Here is an 18,788-nt window from a genome sequence, read left to right on the forward strand (position 1 = left end):
GTTATACAAAAATGTAACCCCGAGGTAGTCCAACCTTAAAATATTTACCTTTTATTACTTGACCTCAATCAATCTTTTTGCAATAATCGAATCCTCTTTTTTACCAACACTCACCACTAATACACCATCGACATACTCTGCAGCTATTGTATTATAATCCACTGTGTCGGGTAATGTAAAAGAACGAGTAAATGAAGAATAACTAAATTCTCTTTTGCTATAAGTCTTATCTTCTTCAATTCTTTCCTCTTGTTTCTCAACTGAAATACTAATCAAATTTTTATCAACATTAATTTTAAAATCTGACTTTTGTAGCCCCGGAGCAGCTAGTTCGATTTTAAAAGCACTTTCAGTTTCTGAAATATTAACTGCTGGGACACGCGTAACCAAACGATCAGAAATAAAAGAATCGTTAAAAAAAGTATCAAAAACACTGTTTACATAAGGGTTAACTACGTCTGAATTAACTGTTTTTGTTGGAAATTTAAGTAATGCCATTTTATATCCTCCTTAATTTTTTTATAATTTTATTTATCTTACCATAATCAAATCATATACCAATTATAGCGGACCAACCGCAACATGACTTTATGTCCTCATCCCAAGCTTTTTACCGACAAAAAGTCACTAACAAAAATTATGCATAACAATTATCTGACTATTAAACAGTGAAAAAATCATTTCTTAAAACTCAAAGAGACAACAGATTTTATATAATCTAAACCAAAAGGTGGCGTTGTTTTCCGAATAATCACCTCTGCTTCGTTAACAAAGGGATATTTTAGCTCCACTATATTTAAAATATCCTTCGCTGCAGACTCTAACAACTTTCGCTTAGGAGTCATTATCTCTACCAAAATCTTATATAACTCTTCATAATTAACTGTGTTTTGCAAATCCTCTGCATCTAAATTTTTATTATCAAAAGGAAAACGCAAAGCAACATCTACAAAAAACTCATTACCTAAAATTTGTTCTTCAGGATAATATCCTATTGGTGCGAAAAAACGCACATCTCGCAAAGCAACTTCTTGTATTATTAAAGCCATAAACAAACATACTTAAAAAATAAAATTCTCTAAATTAATATGTATATTCGTTAATATCATAAAAACTAAACCCAATGAAAAAAGCCGCTTTTTACAGCTTAGCACTTACACTAGCTACATTTTACAGTTATGGACAAACTAAGTTTGTTCCAGAAGACACAGAGTACTATAGCCCAAAACCACCTATCATAACATTACAAAAAAACATTCCTAGCGACGCCACTATTCTATTTGATGGCAATAATCTAGAAAACTGGGAAAGCAGCAGTTCCCCTGGCAGCAGCGCCCCCTGGGATATTACCAACAACATTCTTACTGTAAAGCCAAAATCCGGCAACATACAAACGAAAGAGAAATTTAAAGATTTTCAACTCCATATTGAATGGAGAAGCCCTAATATTATTAAAGGAAATGGTCAAGGTCGTGGAAACAGCGGTGTCTTTTTACAAGGACTATACGAAATACAGGTACTCGATAATGATGATAACCCTACCTACGTTAATGGCCAAGCAGGGAGCATCTACAAACAAACTCCTCCACTTGTAGAGGTCAGATCAAAAGAAGATAAATGGCACAGCTACGATATCATATATACAGCTCCCCGTTTTAATAAGGACGGAATGCTAATCTCAAAAGGTAAAGTTACTATCTTACACAATGGCATTCTAGTGCAAAACAACACTCAGATTGAAGGCACAACAGAATATATAGGTCTACCACAAATGAAAGCTCATGAAGCAGGTCCGATTATATTACAGGATCATGGGGATTTAGTAAGTTTTAGAAACATTTGGATTAGACCATTATAAATACACATAGAGCCCACTACAGTTTAAATATTACTTAAACCGTAGTGGGCTCTATATTGATACAAGAAATCAACTACTTTTATATAAGACCATACAATGCCCCACCCTTTATCCCCATCTGATCCACTTTACGTTCAATTTTATCATCTTTAACAAGAGCAGGGGCATGATGAGGCTTAGATCTTGCATCTATAATTACAGGGCCCGTACACCCCCAATGCTTATGCGAAGTAAAACTTCCAACACCGTAAATATCATGAGACGGATTACTCCGCGTAAAAGTAGTCCAAACGAAATTATTAACACTTTCCCCCGCAAAGCCTGCATCGTCAACAAAAACAATCATCGGTATACCTATCCAATCTTCTTCATTAATCAACCCCGCCCATCGATCAATAACAAGCTGCTCTTCATCATACGAAATAAAATCACGCCCATCTACAACTACTACCCCTGGGAACACCATTTTTATTTGATTAAAAGGCCGAGGCAGATTCAAGCCAGCAGGCAACTCATTTAACAACTCTCTTTTTTTACTCCCAACAGCTGCAAATGTCACTTTGGACCCCGCATTTAAATCATTCCCTGTATAATCTAAAGTATCAATGGTAGTGTTTGTTAAAAAATGTAAATCTCTTGTAAAATCGATACGTTCTAATATATGCTTAAAGAACCCAGGAATATCATAAATATCCAGTTCTAGATTATCTTCTCGAGCAGCTATAAACAGGTATTTAGCTAAACTCAACTGATTAGTTCCTAAAATTTGGTTTGCGATAGTCAGCACTTCTTGTGGCCTGTCCACTTCTTGATAAGGAGTGTAACGCTCACTACCTATAGCGAACAACAAAGGATGAACACCCGCAGGGTCAACAGCGTGAACAGCATGTAAACCGGGAATTTGCTGCGGGATAGCACTACCCGTAATTTCATGAATTAAGGCTCCAAAACTCGTATCTTCCTGTGGAGGCCGCCCAACAACAGTAAAAGACCAAATGGGATTTTTTCGATGATAAACACGATGCACTTTCATTAAAGGAAAAGGGTGAACTAAACTATAATAACCTATATGATCACCAAAAGGTCCCTCTGGTTTATTATCATTTGGATACACCGTTCCAGTAATTACAAAATCCGCATCAGACGAAATACAAAACCCCTCATCATCATAAAAATATCTAAACCGCCTATTCCCTAAAGCTCCTGCAAAAATAACTTCAGATAAGCCTTCTGGCAGCGGCATAACCGCGGATAAAGGGTGAGATGGAGGGCCACCAACAAAGACACTTACTTTTAATGGCCGACCTAAAGCATTAGCTTTAGCTTGATGCACGCCTATACCTCGATGCAATTGATAATGCAAGCCGACCTCCGTATTTTTTTCATAATCGTTTCCAGAAAACTGTATACGATACATACCAAGATTCGCATTCATCACGCCAGGCTTTTCTATATCCTCGCTATACACCTGTGGCATAGTAACAAAAGCCCCACCATCCATTGGCCAATTGACAATCTGTGGCAACTCGCTTACGCTTGTTCTACCATAAAGTATTGGCGCCCCAGCTTTTCTCTGCCATGGCAACGCCCCCAACGCCACCATAGATGATCCCACAAAATCAAATGGTTTCTTAAGCACACTCATCGGGTTCATTTTCACATCTACTAACTTCTTAACATGCTCCAAAGTGTCTCTAAACATAAATTTGGAACGGTCTAAAGTTCCGAAAAGATTCGAAACAGCAGGAAATTTACATCCCTTTATATTTTCAAAATATAACGCAGGTCCTTCAGCATCAAAAACCCTCATATGTATAGCGGCCATCTCCAGATAAGGATCAACTTCCTCTTTAATACGAACCAAGTGTCCATTTCTTTCCAAATCAACTACACAATCTTCTAAACTTTTGTACCCCATGTCTTAAATAAATAGCGTGAACACAAAAATAAAAGAATTCCTCAGGATTAAAAGGAAATCCAACACTATTGGTCTTTCGACAAAGCTTCTGCCACACCTATAAATTTAAAATCCATATGCTGCATCCATTCGTCGTTTGCTTTAGAGTCAAGACACAAAGAATTATTTATCAAATATTTACTAACAAAAAAATCTCCCAAGACAAATCGATAAAAACACATCACTACCCATTGAGGTGCACTAAACACAAAAGACTTTATAGAAATTGACCTCACTTCCTTATATAAAAGAAAGAAATCTGCAAAAGAGATCAACTCTCTACCTCCTACCTCTAAAATAGTATTATGAAATTTAGGTACAAGTAGCATTTTCTTAAGCCAAGACACTAAATCAGATATAGCTACAGGCTGTATTTCTCCACTTCCACAGGCATAAGTATGTAAAATAATTTTCCGCAACGACAAACGTGCATAAACGCTCTCGATTATAGATCCCTTTCCAATAACACAACTACTTAAAACAACCGTATAATCAACAGACATTTCCAAGAACAAATTGATGAAAGGTTCTATATAGGGCTTATCTGCTAAAGTAGACACATAAACAAGCCGTTTACAATTAAACCTCTTTAGGTAGGCTATAAAATTACGTAAACAAAGCAACTCTAACTTCACATTCACTACATCTGTTAATGTCGACGCCTGGACGAAATAATAACCGACATCCAAAGTCGGCATATGCACACTTTCATCAAAATCATTTCGGATCAAGTCTCCATAATATATTTCTGCATTAAGCTCTCCCAAAAAAGTTTTTTTAAACAGAGAAACACTACTACTCAATGCAAACACCCCTCCCTCCTCTCCTGCCATCAAGCTAAGACTTCGTTCTGCTATATAGTTTTTAACCCCACTTATTAAAACATTCATTCGCAACCCATTAACGAAACACAACAATATTTTACCGCGCTCATAATCTTAAACCAAATTCTGAGACAACTACAAAGTCCAAAAGAACATAACAAACATTTCCTTTCACACAATTAGATATTGTTAGACTTTTTGGACAAAGTCATTATTATTAAACTCTATACAATTATTATGTTAACAAAAACCGAGGGACAATGTTCTGATATTTTTTTAAAACCACCCGTTTTTACCAGTCTATAAAAAAGCTGACTGCTTATTCTAAAAGTTCAAATTGTCCGACCTATGTAAAAAGTACTGACTAACTAGAGCTAATCTAAATATAATCAATATTTTGAATTATATTTGCTTTACAAGTTTAGTTATAATCTCAGCTGAACATTTCCCTATATGATGAAAAAGGTTATTTTAGTATGGTTTAGAAACGATCTCCGTATTCACGACAACGAAATTTTATTTGAAGCTACTACAAAAGGGGATATCGTTATACCTGTCTTTTTTTTCGATCCTCGTTATTTTAAAAGAAATAAATTTGGCTTTCTTAATACAGGTCTAAGAAGAGCTGATTTTTTAATACAATCTGTACAAAACCTTAAAATTAATTTACAAAAGATAGGAGCCGACCTTTTGACTTTCCATGGAAAACCAGAAGATATTATCCCTACATTGTGTGCAAAATATGATATTTCTGAAGTTTACCATCACCGTGAAGTGGCTTCTCGGGAAACAAATATTTCTGAAATTGTTGAAACGGCACTATGGAGTGCCAAAATCAATTTAAAGCATTTTATCGGCCACACATTATACCACAAAGAAGATCTACCAATCCCTATTAGGGATATTCCAGATTCTTTTACAGCTTTTCGTAAAAAAGTAGAAAAAGAAAGTTTTGTGCGCCCCATTCTACCTGCTGTAACTTCTATTGTAACACATCCACATCTTGAAAAAACAACTATCCCCACACTATTAGAGTTGGGATTTGATGATAATGATATAGAAAAATTAGAAAAAGACAAGAATGCCCTATTATTAGGAGGAGAAACAAAAGCTATACAGCAAGTAAATAAAACTCTAGATGACGATTATACAGAGATTAATAACTACAACCTAATTACCCCGTATATCGCTCATGGCAATATATCTCCAGCATACTACCATGATTGCATAAAAAAAACATTTAATGTTTCGAATAAAAAAAAGCACGAAACATTAACCCTAAGATTATTATGGCGTGATTACTTCAGGTTTATGTTGAAAAAATATCCAAATATTTTTTTTAAAAATCATGACAATAAATATGATATTGATACTTCAGTCGAAACACTAAAAAATTTTATAGCAAATGGTTCTGATAATTCTATTATCAACCAACTCTTGGATAGTATGATTAAATTGGGTAATATGCCCTACGAATACCGAGAGATTTTAGCTGCTTATATCCATCAAGAATTAAAGGTTAATCATCTTGTAGGTGCAGCATTTTTCGAAGAGTATTTAATTGACTATGTTCCAGCAACAACCTATGGCTATTGGTTACATTATGCAGGTTCAGGAACTAGTTTGAAAAACAATTTAAAAGATACATGGCAAGAATTAGTAAAAAGGAATTACAAAGGGGAAGTACTTGAAAAATAAAAATTTAAAATGATTTGACTGTACTGAATAAGAAGTTCTAGCATAGTATTGTCATAATAATCGTGTTAGTTTTTATTTAATTGATTCAAAGCCTTATTTTGTTCTTTTTCGAGCAGCAAAATATCGAATTATTATTAACTTTGGTCAAAATTTTTATACGTAAAATTTCTTCATGGACAATTTAACATATTTGAGTAACGCTGATTCAGGATATATTGATTCGTTATATCAAGCATATAAGGAAGATCCGAATGCAGTAGATGTGAGCTGGCAAAAATTCTTCGAAGGCTTTGACTTTGGGCAGTCCAATAGTTCAGCCACTACTATTGAAACTCCTGAGCAAGCTCTCAAAGAAATTAATGTACTAAACATGATTCACGGCTACCGTGATCGTGGGCATTTATTTACAGAAACAAATCCTGTGCGCGAACGCCGCAGATATTTCCCTGGGAAAGAATTAGAAACGTTTGGTTTATCTGAAGCTGACTTAAATACAGTTTTCAATGCAGGTATAGAGGTTGGTCTAGGTCCAGCAAAACTCAAAGACATACGTCAACTTATTGAAGATACATATTGCAACTCTATCGGTGCAGAATTCCGTTACATACGTAATCCAGAAAAAATTAAGTTTTTACAGGAACGCATGGAAAGTGACAGAAACACCCCAAGTTTCAACATAGATAACAAGAAACGTATATTAAAAAAATTAAATGAAGCTGTTGTTTTTGAGAGCTTTTTAGGCACAAAATTTCTAGGACAAAAACGTTTTTCTCTTGAAGGCAGTGAGTCTTTAATACCAGCACTAGACTCTGTAATACAACAAGGGTCTTCTTTAGGAATTGAAGAGTTTGTTATTGGTATGGCGCACAGAGGGCGTTTAAACGTTCTGACAAATATTATGGGAAAACCGTATGAAACTGTTTTTTCCGAATTCGAAGGGAAAATGTATGTCGCTGACCCCGAATCTCAGTTCGGTGGAGACGTTAAATATCACCTTGGTTTTTCATCAGACATAACAAGTCAAGATGGCAAAAACATTCACTTAAGCCTTGCCCCTAACCCCTCACACCTGGAAACAGTAGATGGCGTCGCAGAGGGGATGGTCCGCTCCAAAATTGACATGAAGTATGCAGGAGACTCTTCTAAGATTGCTCCTATACTAATTCATGGCGATGCAGCTGTTGCTGCACAAGGAATTGTTTATGAGACTATCCAAATGTCGAAGTTAGATGGCTACAAAACAGGTGGTACAATACATATCGTTATTAATAACCAAGTAGGTTTTACAACAAACTATAAAGACGCACGATCATCAACATATTGTACAGATATTGCCAAAGTAACTCTTTCTCCTGTATTCCATGTAAACGGTGATGATGTAGAGGCCTTGGTTTATGCAATCAATCTAGCTGTAGAATATCGTCAAAAATACAAAACAGATGTCTTCATCGATTTATTAGGCTACAGACGCTATGGACATAACGAAGCTGATGAACCTAAGTTCACACAACCATCTTTATATAAACTGATAGAAAAACACCCTAATACATTAGCTATTTATGTTAAGAAGCTTATAGAGCAGGGGACTATCGATGCAGATTATGCTAAAAATCTAGAAAAAGACTTCCGTTCAGTTTTACAGAAGGATCTAGATGAAGCAAAAACTGTAGATGAATTAAATGAAGATATCCCAATGTTTGCAGGTGCGTGGAAAGGCCTACGTCCTTCAAGACCAACAGACTTCGCTGAAAAAACTGAAACAAAAGTTGATAAACAAACCTTCTTAAATTTAGCTAAAGAGTTTAATAAACTCCCGTCAGATAAGAAATTCTTCCGTAAAATAACCAAAGTATTTGAAGATCGATTAAAAATGATTGATACGGATAAATATGATTGGGCAATGGGCGAATTGATGGCTTATGCAACACTATTAAACGAAGATTATCGGGTTCGTATATCAGGACAAGATGTTCAGCGTGGCACATTCTCACATCGTCATGCTGTAGTAACATTAGAAGATTCTGACGAAACATATACTCCTTTAGCCAAAGTGAAAGGCGGTGATAAATTCAATATTTACAACTCATTATTATCGGAGTATGCTGTACTTGCTTTTGAATACGGTTATGCTTCAGTAAACCCTAACTCACTTACTATTTGGGAAGCCCAATTTGGAGACTTTGCTAATGGTGCACAAGTTGTTTTTGATCAGTACATATCTTCAGGAGAGTCAAAATGGAAACGTTCTAACGGGTTAGTGATGCTTCTGCCTCATGGAATGGAAGGCCAAGGCCCCGAACACTCTTCATGCCGCATTGAGCGCTATTTAGAGCTGTCCGCTAATAATAATATGATTGTAGCGAACTGTACTACGCCAGCGAATTACTTCCATTTATTACGTCGTCAATTACACCGTGACTTCCGTAAACCGTTAATAGTCGCTACACCAAAAAGTTTATTGCGCCACCCTAAAGCAGTTTCTCCTCTCACTGATTTCACAGAAAAATCTTTCCAAGAAATTATTGATGACGTGAATGTAACTGCGAAATCAGTAAAACGTGTACTACTTTGTTCAGGCAAAATCTACTATGAACTACTAGAGAAACAAGAAACTGATAAACGTAAAGATGTAGCAATTGTTCGCGTAGAACAGTTATTCCCAATAGCACATAACCAAATAAACGGTCTGCGTAAGAAGTATGCTAATGCAGAATTTGTTTGGGTACAAGAGGAAAATGAAAACATGGGAGCATGGCCGTTCTATTGTCGTAAATTTAGTGGCTCAGACCTAAACTTAAAAGTTGTAGCCCGCCCAGAAAGTGGTTCTCCTGCAACGGGATATATGAAACGTCATATCGCAGAACAAACAAACATATTAAATAAAGCATTTGAAATATAAAACATATACGCCCGTATAGGCGTTATGATATAACAAGAAAACAAATATATGAGCTTAGAAATTAAAATACCAGCTGTAGGAGAATCAATTACAGAGGTAACCTTAGCACAATGGTTAAAACAAGATGGCGATTATGTAGAAATGGATGAGAATATTGCCGAATTGGAGTCTGATAAAGCTACATTCGAATTGCCTGCAGAAAAAGCGGGTATTCTAAAAATCATTGCACAAGAAGGTGACACTTTAGAAATTGGAGCTGTTGTATGTACAATTGAAGAAGGGGAAGCTCCATCTGGTGGTGACACTAAAGCAAACAGTAGTACTTCAGAAAATGTCAAAGAAGAAAAAAGTATAGCTGCATCAGAAAGCCCTGAGACATATGCTGCAGGGACTGCGTCCCCAGCTGCTGCAAAAATACTAAGAGAAAAAGGAATTGATCCTTCGACAATTAAAGGAACAGGTAAAGATGGTCGCATCACAAAAGAAGATGCTGAAAAAGCTCAACCAGCAGCGCCTGTTGCCGCAAAATCAGAGACTAAAACCGCCGCACCAGCTACTGCTCCTGTTATAACAGGAAGCCGTAATGAGCGTCGTGAAAAAATGACTTCATTGCGTAAAACTATTGCTAAGCGTTTAGTAAGCGTGAAAAATGAAACAGCAATGCTTACGACCTTTAACGAGGTAAATATGCAGCCTATCATGGATTTACGCGCAAAATACAAAGATACTTTTAAGGAAAAGCATGGAGTAGGCTTAGGTTTTATGTCTTTCTTTACAAAAGCTGTCACTACAGCATTACAAGAGTGGCCAGCAGTAAACGCTAAGATTGATGAAAACGAAATTATTTATTCAGATTTCTGTGACATCTCTATTGCCGTTTCAGCACCTAAAGGTTTAGTTGTTCCTGTAATCCGCAATGCAGAGTCATTAAGTTTACATCAAATCGAGAAAGAAATTGTTGATTTGGCAACAAAGGCTAGAGATAGCAAATTGACTATTGAAGAAATGACCGGAGGCACATTTACAATCACTAACGGAGGAGTGTTTGGTTCTATGATGTCGACACCAATAATCAATGCTCCACAGTCTGCTATCCTAGGTATGCACAATATCATCCAACGCCCTATTGCAGAAAACGGACAAGTAGTTATTCGTCCAATGATGTATATTGCATTGTCCTATGACCATCGCATTGTTGACGGAAGAGAATCTGTAAGTTTCTTAGTTCGAGTAAAACAATTATTAGAAGATCCAGCAAGGTTGTTATTAGAAGTATAATAATAGCATATAATTACATTAGAAAGGGGCCCAAGGTCCCTTTTTAATGTAATTATATGCTCAACAAGCTAACATATAAAGTAAGTATATAAAAAAACTCTCCTTCCTAATCAACCGTAAGCTTATTATGAATCATTCGATTATTATATTGTTGTATAAAAGCTTTCAAACTTACTTCCAAGCTATCAATAACTTCTGGGCTTTTTTTTACGATATTATCAGTTTCTAAAGGGTCTCTCCTTATATTAAATAAGGATAATGCTTCATCACCGTTATGTGTCATAAAATAATCGCCCTTAAAAAAATTATAAACCCCTGTTGTATTATTAACTACAAAATTATTTTTAGCACTAGAAAAAGCATCAAAGCCCAGTGAGAAATATGGCTTATTATAACCCAGAAAATTAAGTACCGTAGGCATAATATCAATTTGTTGTATAAGCTTATCTGACATTCCTCGAAGTCTTTCATTATCACCAGGAAAATAAAAAACGATTGGAATAGCATAACTATTGGCTGTTGTCTTATATTCAGAAAGATAACTAACACTAGAATGATCGGCGCAGATAACAAACAAGGTATTTTTATACCAGCTAGACTTAGATGCTTTAGCAAAAAACTCCCGTAAAGCATGATCTGTATAACCTATAGGTTCATGTACTGGTAAGGGTCCTTTAGAAAACTGACCTTCATACTCAGTAGGCACTTTAAAGGGGTGATGAGAAGATAGAGAGAAGAAGCTGGCAAAGAAAGGCTCAGATAGTTCATTTAATTTATCGCCCATAAATTGCATAAACGGCTCATCCCATATTCCCCATATACCATCAAAATCAGCATCATTATTATATTCAGTTTTACCATAATATCTTTTTATTCCTGCCAAATTAGTAAAAGCAGAAAATCCCATACTACCATTAGGGGCTCCGTGAAAAAAAGCTGTCTCATAACCTTCTTCCCCTAAAAGATCAGCAATACTAGTCGTTTTGTTACTAGAGTAAATAGATAAAACAAATGGTTCGCCAATTGATGGAATTCCTGTAATAATCGAGGGTAATGCATCTATCGATTTACGCCCGTTAGCAAATGAGTGTTTAAATGAATAAGATTCTGCAATCAGTGAATCTAAAAAAGGAGTGTAACCTTTATAAGTTCCAGACTCTAGGTCTTTATTATAAAAACCTACATATTCTTTTGCGAAACTTTCCATAATTAGAAAAACAACATTATACGTTTTAAACTCTATGCTATCCTGCGGGTAATGAAATACAGGGTAAATATGCCCTAGTTCGTCTTCCGTAAAAACATTTACCTCCTTTAGATCCACCGCTTTTAACGTTTTCAAGATACTGAAGGGAGTATTTAACACAATACTTATTTCCTCTGGGCTTTTAACATAATCTCCCGCATTACTTAATGTTATAGGTCTTGTACTATGTGCCCAACCTCCCCTCACTCCCCCTACAAAAAGAAACGCAACAAACAGCAACGTCGCCAAATGGGTTATATAAAATTGCCAATTTACTTTATTTGGTTTGAGTAAAACTAATCTTCTATCAAAAAAATAAAGGAAATAAACAAGAATAAAAAATACGATGACCAAAGGCCAGTATAAAAGAAAAAAATCTAAGAACAACCCTACTATATTATCTTCATTAGCAAATTGACTAAATACAGTGCCGGTTGTTCGTTTCAGAGTAAAAGGATAATAAGCAAAATCGATTAGATTACTTCCAATCCCAACACTATTCGTAAATATAAAAACCCAACTTGCGACCTTCTGATAACCATCAGTATATTTAATTGCGAGTGGTAAGCATTGCATTAAAATATACAAAAGATTAATATATAACAGTGCTACAATATCAAACTTAACCCCACCTATTAACATCAACCCTATTTCAGAAAATTCGACATTGGAAAACAAACTTTGATTATACCATAAAAACCCAACCCGCAAAAGAGCATAAATCAATAGAAGCAACACGAAGTGACTCATTAATAACAATACATTATTAATAGGTCCTCCAAATTCAATCTGTTTTTTCATTCCGTATATAACTTATCTTTTATATTTACAGAGAATAATACTTATACATCTCTTTTAAAATCAAGAATAATTTATAAGCAAATAATTATTCGTTACTGTATTTTTTTATTAAACTCATAAATACACTGTATTTACTTCGTGCCCCCTAAGCTCGTTTTGATTTTTAATGACCATATGAAACATCCCCATTATTTAATAAAAAAGAGTTTGTTTTAAATCGATGCTCATGCTGCTTCGAAGTCATATGTGTTTGTATCATTCGCACTACCTAGATATTCTATATATAAGTATTAGAATTTCACTAACAGATGGACACATTATGTTTTTCTACGCTACAAAAATAGAACTGCATGCTAATATTTTAAAAAATCATCAAATACTACTTGGTAATAAGCTTTAGCTTGATTTAACAGGCTATCCCTAACCCCAATATTTTCCTTAGGAACTGTTGTGTAACTTATATTTCGCTTCAACATATCATAACTAACTGCATATTGATCGTTAATAAGCCCAAATGCACCATTAGAATTATAAAAAGCTATATTTTTCCGGTTCTTAGCAAAAAGATTTTGTGAATATTTAAAAGCAGAACCATTTCCTCCGATAAAGTCAGACAAAGTAGCCACGATATCGAGCTGGCTAACTACCTGATCAACCTTTAATCCCCTATATTCTTCTTTTAATGCACCTCCTAAAAAGAACAAAGGGACATGGTAGCGTTCAGGTCTATCTAACCCATATTTTTCTGTCGGATAAACATGTCCATGATCCGAAGTAACAATAATTATAGTATTCTCATACCAGCTTTCTCTTTTTACCTTATCAATAAAACTATACAACATACTGTCTGTATAAAAAGAAGTACTACGATATGCATCTGCTTTAGTATTATTACCAAACTTATAGCCTGTTGATAAATTAAAAGGCTCATGATTTACTAAGGTATAAAATATACTAAAGAAAGGTTTTTTTTCTTTTTTAAGATCAATAAACATACGATCAGCTACGACATGATCATAGACTCCCCAAGAACTTCTCAGTGTTCCTATTGGAAAATTTATATTGTCAACAACTTTATCTATACCATGCGTAAACATGAATGATTTAAAATTATAAAACTCACTTTGTCCGCCGTGATAAAACGATGTTGCATAACCACAAGAATCAAAAACCTGACCTATTGCAGGAAGTCGTTCATGCTTAGGAATATATTTAATAATACTTTCAGGTCCTTGAGCCGGGAAACCTGCTAAAACAGCTATCATTCCTTTATCTGACCTATCCGCTGCAGCATAAGCACGCCTAAATGACACCCCCTCGTCCATCAACTCTTTCATCTTTGGCGTCACATCTTTTTCTCCTCCCAAGTCTTCAAAAATCTGCCCTACCAAGCCCTCTAATATTACCAATATAACGTTTGGTCGTTTGGTCACTAATACTTGATAGACACTATCATCTGCCACTGTAAGAATTTCATTCTCTACAATATTCTCAGCATCTATAAGTGCCATAAATTTATAAGGACTTTTCTTGGTGCTTTTTGTCAAATCTTTAATGAAAGACCAATACGTGTTAACCGCAACATGATTTGCCGTATTGTCATCTGAAAAATAAACCGAACTTTGATTTAAAGTAGCTCGCCCATACCCTCCTCGTATCATCGTAAACAGAGCAATTGCCCCTACTAATAGCATAATAATTGTGGAGACATACGTCTGTTTGCGATACTTAGCAAACTTAACAACAAACCAATGGTAAAAATAATGAGCTCCTAAAAAAAAAATACAAAGTACTGCAAAAGCTTTCCACAACACCGCTCCATCGATAGAACTAGAAACTCCTCCCAACGTATCTAACCCCAGTACAATTGCTCTTTTACTTATTTTCTCTCCCCATGACTCATACAAGGCTACATTACCAACGGTGATAAAAGCGAGAATAAATGTAATGACCATCACATATATTCGAAGTACCCAAGTTGAAACAGCTCTTCGTACAAAAAGATGCTGAATCACATAAAATAATAAAGGCAAAACCAGTAGATAGGAGGCTAAAGAGAAATCCAACTTCAACCCATATAGAAAAGCTAATACAACATCTGTTTTAGTCTCTATTTTATGCCAAACGCCAAATAAAAAAACAGTCCTATCAAGTACTGATAAAAATACCCAATAAAAAAAGAGAGCTAAAAAGAATCTAATATTTGTGCGCCATTCGCAGTTCAACTTCATACGTTATAATTATGATAACAGTTTGTTAAAATAAAATTAAGGGCAAAAATACATATATTACCTAATATGTTAGGGAGTTTCTGTCGATATCAACAACATTTATTACCTCCATTCCTCCTTTAAATCCCTGTAAATGCGTATTTTTGCTTTTCGAATTTCAAGATAACAATGAGCATAGCAAAAACTTACAATCCGAGAGAGGCAGAAAAGAAGTGGTATTCTTACTGGATGGAACATGGTTTTTTCCGTTCTACGCCTGATGAACGTGAGCCTTACACTATTGTAATGCCTCCACCTAACGTCACAGGTGTTCTCCATATGGGCCACATGTTGAATAATACAATACAAGATGTATTAATTCGTCGTGCACGTATGCAAGGCAAAAACGCTTGTTGGGTCCCAGGAACAGATCACGCATCAATTGCCACGGAAGCCAAAGTGGTTGCTATGTTGAAAGAGCAAGGGATTGACAAGAAATCATTATCCCGCGAAACATTCTTAGAACATGCTTGGGAATGGAAAGAAAAATATGGAGGCATTATTCTTAAGCAACTTGAAAAACTAGGAGCTTCCTGCGATTGGGAGCGTACAAAATTCACAATGGATCCTGATCTATCAGAAGCTGTTATTGATACTTTTATTAAGTTTTACAAAGAAGGATATATTTATCGTGGAGTCCGTATGGTTAATTGGGATCCACAAGGAAAAACCGCTTTATCCGACGAGGAGGTTATACGTAAAGAAGTTAATCAAAAACTTTACTATGTACGCTACCAAATTAAAGACAGTGAAGAGTATATAATCATTGCTACTACACGTCCCGAAACAATTATGGCAGATACAGCAATATGTATCAACCCAAATGACGAAAGGTTCACACACCTAAAAGGTCAATCCGTCATAGTCCCTCTGATAAATAGAGAAATACCCATAATTGAAGACGAGTATGTCGATATGGACTTTGGAACAGGCTGTTTAAAAGTGACTCCTGCACACGACTTAAATGATTACGAACTAGGACAAAAACACAATTTAGAGGTCATTGATATTCTAAATGATGATGGCTCCTTAAATGAAAAAGCTCAAATTTTAATCGGTGAAGACCGCTTTATTGCCCGGAAAAAAGTTACTAACTTGCTAGAAGAAGCCGGACAAATAGAAAAAATAGAAGATTACAAATCCCAAGTTGGATTTTCTGAACGTACGGATGCAGTCATTGAGCCTAAATTATCCATGCAATGGTTCTGCAAAATGGATAAATTGGCAAAACCTGCTTTAGAGTACGTTGAAAATGGTACCATCAAACTGATACCTGAAAAGTTTTTTGCCTCATATAAGCACTGGATGCTCAATGTAAAAGACTGGTGTATTTCTCGTCAACTTTGGTGGGGACAGCAAATACCTGCGTGGTATAACGAAAACAACGAATGGGTTGTTGCTAAAACAGAACAAGAAGCTATAACCGAATTTAATCAACAAGGCAAAAGCTCATCAAATCTCCTCCAAGAAGAAGATGTTTTAGATACTTGGTTCTCGTCTGCTTTATGGCCAATGTCTGTGTTTGACGGTGTACGTAACCCAGATAATACTGAATTTAATTACTACTACCCTACCCAAGACTTAGTAACAGCTCCCGAAATCTTATTCTTCTGGGTAGCACGTATGATAATAATGGGGCACGACTATACACAAAAACCACCTTTTAAGAATGTATACTTAACAGGAATCGTACGTGATAAAATGGGACGTAAAATGTCTAAATCCTTAGGCAATTCACCTGATCCAATTGAATTAATGGAACAATATGGGACAGATGGTGTCCGTGTCGGTATGTTATTATCATCTCCTGCAGGAAACGATCTAATGTTTGATATTTCATACTGTGAACAAGGTCGAAATTTTGCGAATAAAATATGGAACGCTTTCCGCCTAGTAAAAGGGTGGGAGACAACAGAAGCCCCAGCAACGGAGTCTCAAAAAAATGCAGCTATTTGGTTTGAAAACCGATTTAACCAAGCCGTATCCGAAATAGATGAACATTTCTCACATTATCGCTTATCCGATGCTTTAATGGCAATCTATAAATTGATATGGGATGACTTCTGTTCTTGGTATTTAGAATTGATCAAACCCGCCTATCAAGCACCGATTGAGAAAGAAACCCACGAAACTGTCAAAGTATTTTTTGAAAAAATACTTACACTCGCACACCCTTTTATGCCTTTCCTAACCGAAGAATTATGGCATGACGAACTATTTAAGAAACGTGAAGAAAAAGATTGCATTATTGTTGCTCAATACCCAGTAGTGAAAGACTTTGACATACGCTTGATTAAAGACTTCGAAATTGTTCAGCAAATTATCTCAGAGGTGCGCAGCATAAGAAATGCCAAGGGAATATCTCCAAAAATTGAACTCCCTTTAGCTATCAATGCCGCTGGTATTGATTTCGAAACCCACAGAGAAACTATCATAAAACTTGCAAATATATCGACGTTAGATCTGGTTAACGAAAAAATACAAGGAGCAGTTAGCTTTCTAGCAGGAAAAAGCGAATGCTTTGTAGCATTAGAAGAAAATATAGATATAGATGCAGAACGGGAACGTATTACTAAAGAAATAGAATATCTAAAAGGTTTTTTAATATCCGTGGATAAAAAACTATCCAACGAACGTTTTATTCAGAATGCAAAACCAGAAGTGGTACAAAACGAAAAAAACAAAAAAGCTGATGCAGATACTAAGTTAAAAATACTTGAAGGAAGTTTACTCAACTTGAGCTAAATCCATTTAATTGTTCAACAAAAAAGCGTCTTTGAAACTTAACCGATTCAAAGACGCTTTTTTGTTGCATTATGAATAACTAGCTAAAAATTTTCACCGACAGCATTTCGCATTTTACCGAACAATAAGATAAGTTCACCTATTTCATCTATACATATTATGATAGCTATGATACATTTGTTCTATTATAAAAAACATAGAAAGATGAAAATGAAACAAACATACAATATAAATAGCGAAACCTTAACTAAGGTCTTTGATAAGATTTTTTTATGGATTCAAAAAACAAAAATCACTATCAGTTCTAAACGTAACAAAGAGTACATAAGACTTCCTTTTATTTTTGCGTTAGCAATTGCGATTATTTTTCCGTTCATTATTATAATAGGTCTTATAGTAAGTTTAACTTTTGGTCTACATATAACATTTGAACGAGAAATAAGTTCGGAGAAGCAACCAGATATCATAAAGATCAACTAAACCATTAAAATAATGACATTAATTGCTGTACTTCTACCTTGGTTATCTTTTTTTCTCCGGGGAAAAATTATAATAGGTTTAATATGTCTCATTCTACAGATAACTCTCATAGGCTGGTTACCTGCTGCTATATGGGCAGTAGCCTCCCTAGTAGATGATCGCAACAAACGACGCATAAACCGTCTTGAACGGGATATGCATCGTATAGGCTAAGGTTACAAAATTTCCGTATCCATTACCAACACCTTCCTCCAGTATTTACCATATTTGGCAGAAGCAGCTAAATGTCCAGGATCATTTTCATATATTTCTATATCCTTTAAACTTTTAAAAGATACAATCAAATTATAACTAAAAGATTGGTCCACCACATCCCTGGCATTAGTACCAGCGACTTTACCATAATGTATAGTGTGAATACCAGGAACATTCTTCAATTCTTCAAAGAAGTTCAAAAAATCAGCTTCTTCTTCGGGTGTGATTCCCTCCTTTAACCAAAAAGACACATGATGTAAAATATAACCTTTTCCTATACTATCCTCTACACTAGCCGTAGTCATGCTATTACCACACGACGTCACAGATGTACCTACACCAACCAGAGCGGCAGCTGTTAAAAAACTTCTTCTTTTCATGATATATGATTATAATTATATTCAAATATACACAATTGCAGTCTTTCACAAGTTCAATATAAAAAAAGCCCTAAATCAAGATTCATATAAGGCTAGC

13 protein-coding genes are annotated in these 18,788 nt (G+C 35.4%); 6 read left to right on the top strand and 7 right to left on the bottom strand.

Features of this window, described 5'->3' with window-relative positions; genetic code table 11:
- Positions 1-54 precede the first annotated feature (54 nt).
- The gene (locus ORI89_RS08575) at positions 55-498 is read right to left on the bottom strand and encodes an Hsp20/alpha crystallin family protein (RefSeq protein WP_268230048.1); all 444 of its coding nucleotides are present in this window, start codon (positions 496-498) and stop codon (positions 55-57) included.
- 179 nt (positions 499-677) lie between these two features.
- Positions 678-1,049, bottom strand: a complete 372-nt coding sequence (gene folB / locus ORI89_RS08580) for a dihydroneopterin aldolase (RefSeq protein ID WP_268230049.1) — start codon at positions 1,047-1,049, stop codon at positions 678-680.
- Positions 1,050-1,123: 74 nt separating this feature from the next.
- Between folB and ORI89_RS08585 the strand changes: the two genes are divergently transcribed.
- Positions 1,124-1,858, top strand: coding sequence for a 3-keto-disaccharide hydrolase (locus ORI89_RS08585; protein WP_268230050.1), 735 nt, complete (start codon positions 1,124-1,126; stop codon positions 1,856-1,858).
- A gap of 79 nt (positions 1,859-1,937) precedes the next feature.
- On the opposite strand, the gene ORI89_RS08590 is transcribed toward ORI89_RS08585, so the two are convergent.
- Both ORI89_RS08590 and ORI89_RS08595 read right to left on the bottom strand, forming a co-directional pair.
- Positions 1,938-3,776 carry a UbiD family decarboxylase gene (locus ORI89_RS08590; RefSeq protein WP_268230051.1) on the bottom strand — a complete coding sequence of 613 codons (1,839 nt, stop codon included), beginning with the start codon at positions 3,774-3,776 and terminating at the stop codon, positions 1,938-1,940.
- Positions 3,777-3,841: 65 nt separating this feature from the next.
- Entirely contained in the window at positions 3,842-4,705 is an 864-nt protein-coding gene (locus ORI89_RS08595) for a hypothetical protein (RefSeq protein WP_268230052.1), read from the bottom strand.
- 387 nt (positions 4,706-5,092) lie between these two features.
- Between ORI89_RS08595 and ORI89_RS08600 the strand changes: the two genes are divergently transcribed.
- The 3 genes from ORI89_RS08600 (at position 5,093) to odhB (ending at position 10,514) form a co-directional block, all read left to right on the top strand.
- A complete protein-coding gene (locus ORI89_RS08600) occupies positions 5,093-6,337 on the top strand; it encodes a deoxyribodipyrimidine photo-lyase (protein ID WP_268230053.1) in 1,245 nt (414 codons plus the stop codon).
- A 172-nt stretch (positions 6,338-6,509) separates the two neighbouring features.
- Entirely contained in the window at positions 6,510-9,236 is a 2,727-nt protein-coding gene (locus ORI89_RS08605; protein WP_268230054.1) for a 2-oxoglutarate dehydrogenase E1 component, read from the top strand.
- A gap of 48 nt (positions 9,237-9,284) precedes the next feature.
- A complete protein-coding gene (odhB, locus tag ORI89_RS08610) occupies positions 9,285-10,514 on the top strand; it encodes a 2-oxoglutarate dehydrogenase complex dihydrolipoyllysine-residue succinyltransferase (protein WP_268230055.1) in 1,230 nt (409 codons plus the stop codon).
- A gap of 106 nt (positions 10,515-10,620) precedes the next feature.
- Here odhB and ORI89_RS08615 read toward each other — a convergent pair whose 3' ends face one another.
- On the bottom strand, positions 10,621-12,561 hold the full coding sequence (locus ORI89_RS08615; RefSeq protein ID WP_268230056.1) for an LTA synthase family protein: 1,941 nt from the start codon (positions 12,559-12,561) through the stop codon (positions 10,621-10,623).
- A gap of 353 nt (positions 12,562-12,914) precedes the next feature.
- Complete coding sequence (locus tag ORI89_RS08620) at positions 12,915-14,792, bottom strand: LTA synthase family protein (RefSeq protein ID WP_268230057.1); 1,878 nt, start codon at positions 14,790-14,792, stop codon at positions 12,915-12,917.
- 168 nt (positions 14,793-14,960) lie between these two features.
- Here ORI89_RS08620 and ORI89_RS08625 point away from each other — a divergent pair, with 168 nt between their 5' ends.
- Both ORI89_RS08625 and ORI89_RS08630 read left to right on the top strand, forming a co-directional pair.
- The gene (locus tag ORI89_RS08625) at positions 14,961-17,576 is read left to right on the top strand and encodes a valine--tRNA ligase (RefSeq protein ID WP_268230058.1); all 2,616 of its coding nucleotides are present in this window, start codon (positions 14,961-14,963) and stop codon (positions 17,574-17,576) included.
- 492 nt (positions 17,577-18,068) lie between these two features.
- Positions 18,069-18,269, top strand: coding sequence for a YqaE/Pmp3 family membrane protein (locus tag ORI89_RS08630; protein WP_268230059.1), 201 nt, complete (start codon positions 18,069-18,071; stop codon positions 18,267-18,269).
- A gap of 2 nt (positions 18,270-18,271) precedes the next feature.
- Here the strand turns inward: ORI89_RS08630 and ORI89_RS08635 are convergent, their stop codons facing one another.
- Positions 18,272-18,691, bottom strand: a complete 420-nt coding sequence (locus tag ORI89_RS08635) for a Dabb family protein (RefSeq protein ID WP_268230060.1) — start codon at positions 18,689-18,691, stop codon at positions 18,272-18,274.
- Positions 18,692-18,788: the final 97 nt, after the last annotated feature.

It is taken from the genome of Sphingobacterium sp. UT-1RO-CII-1, assembly GCF_026711005.1.
In the GTDB taxonomy this organism is placed as follows: domain Bacteria; phylum Bacteroidota; class Bacteroidia; order Sphingobacteriales; family Sphingobacteriaceae; genus Sphingobacterium.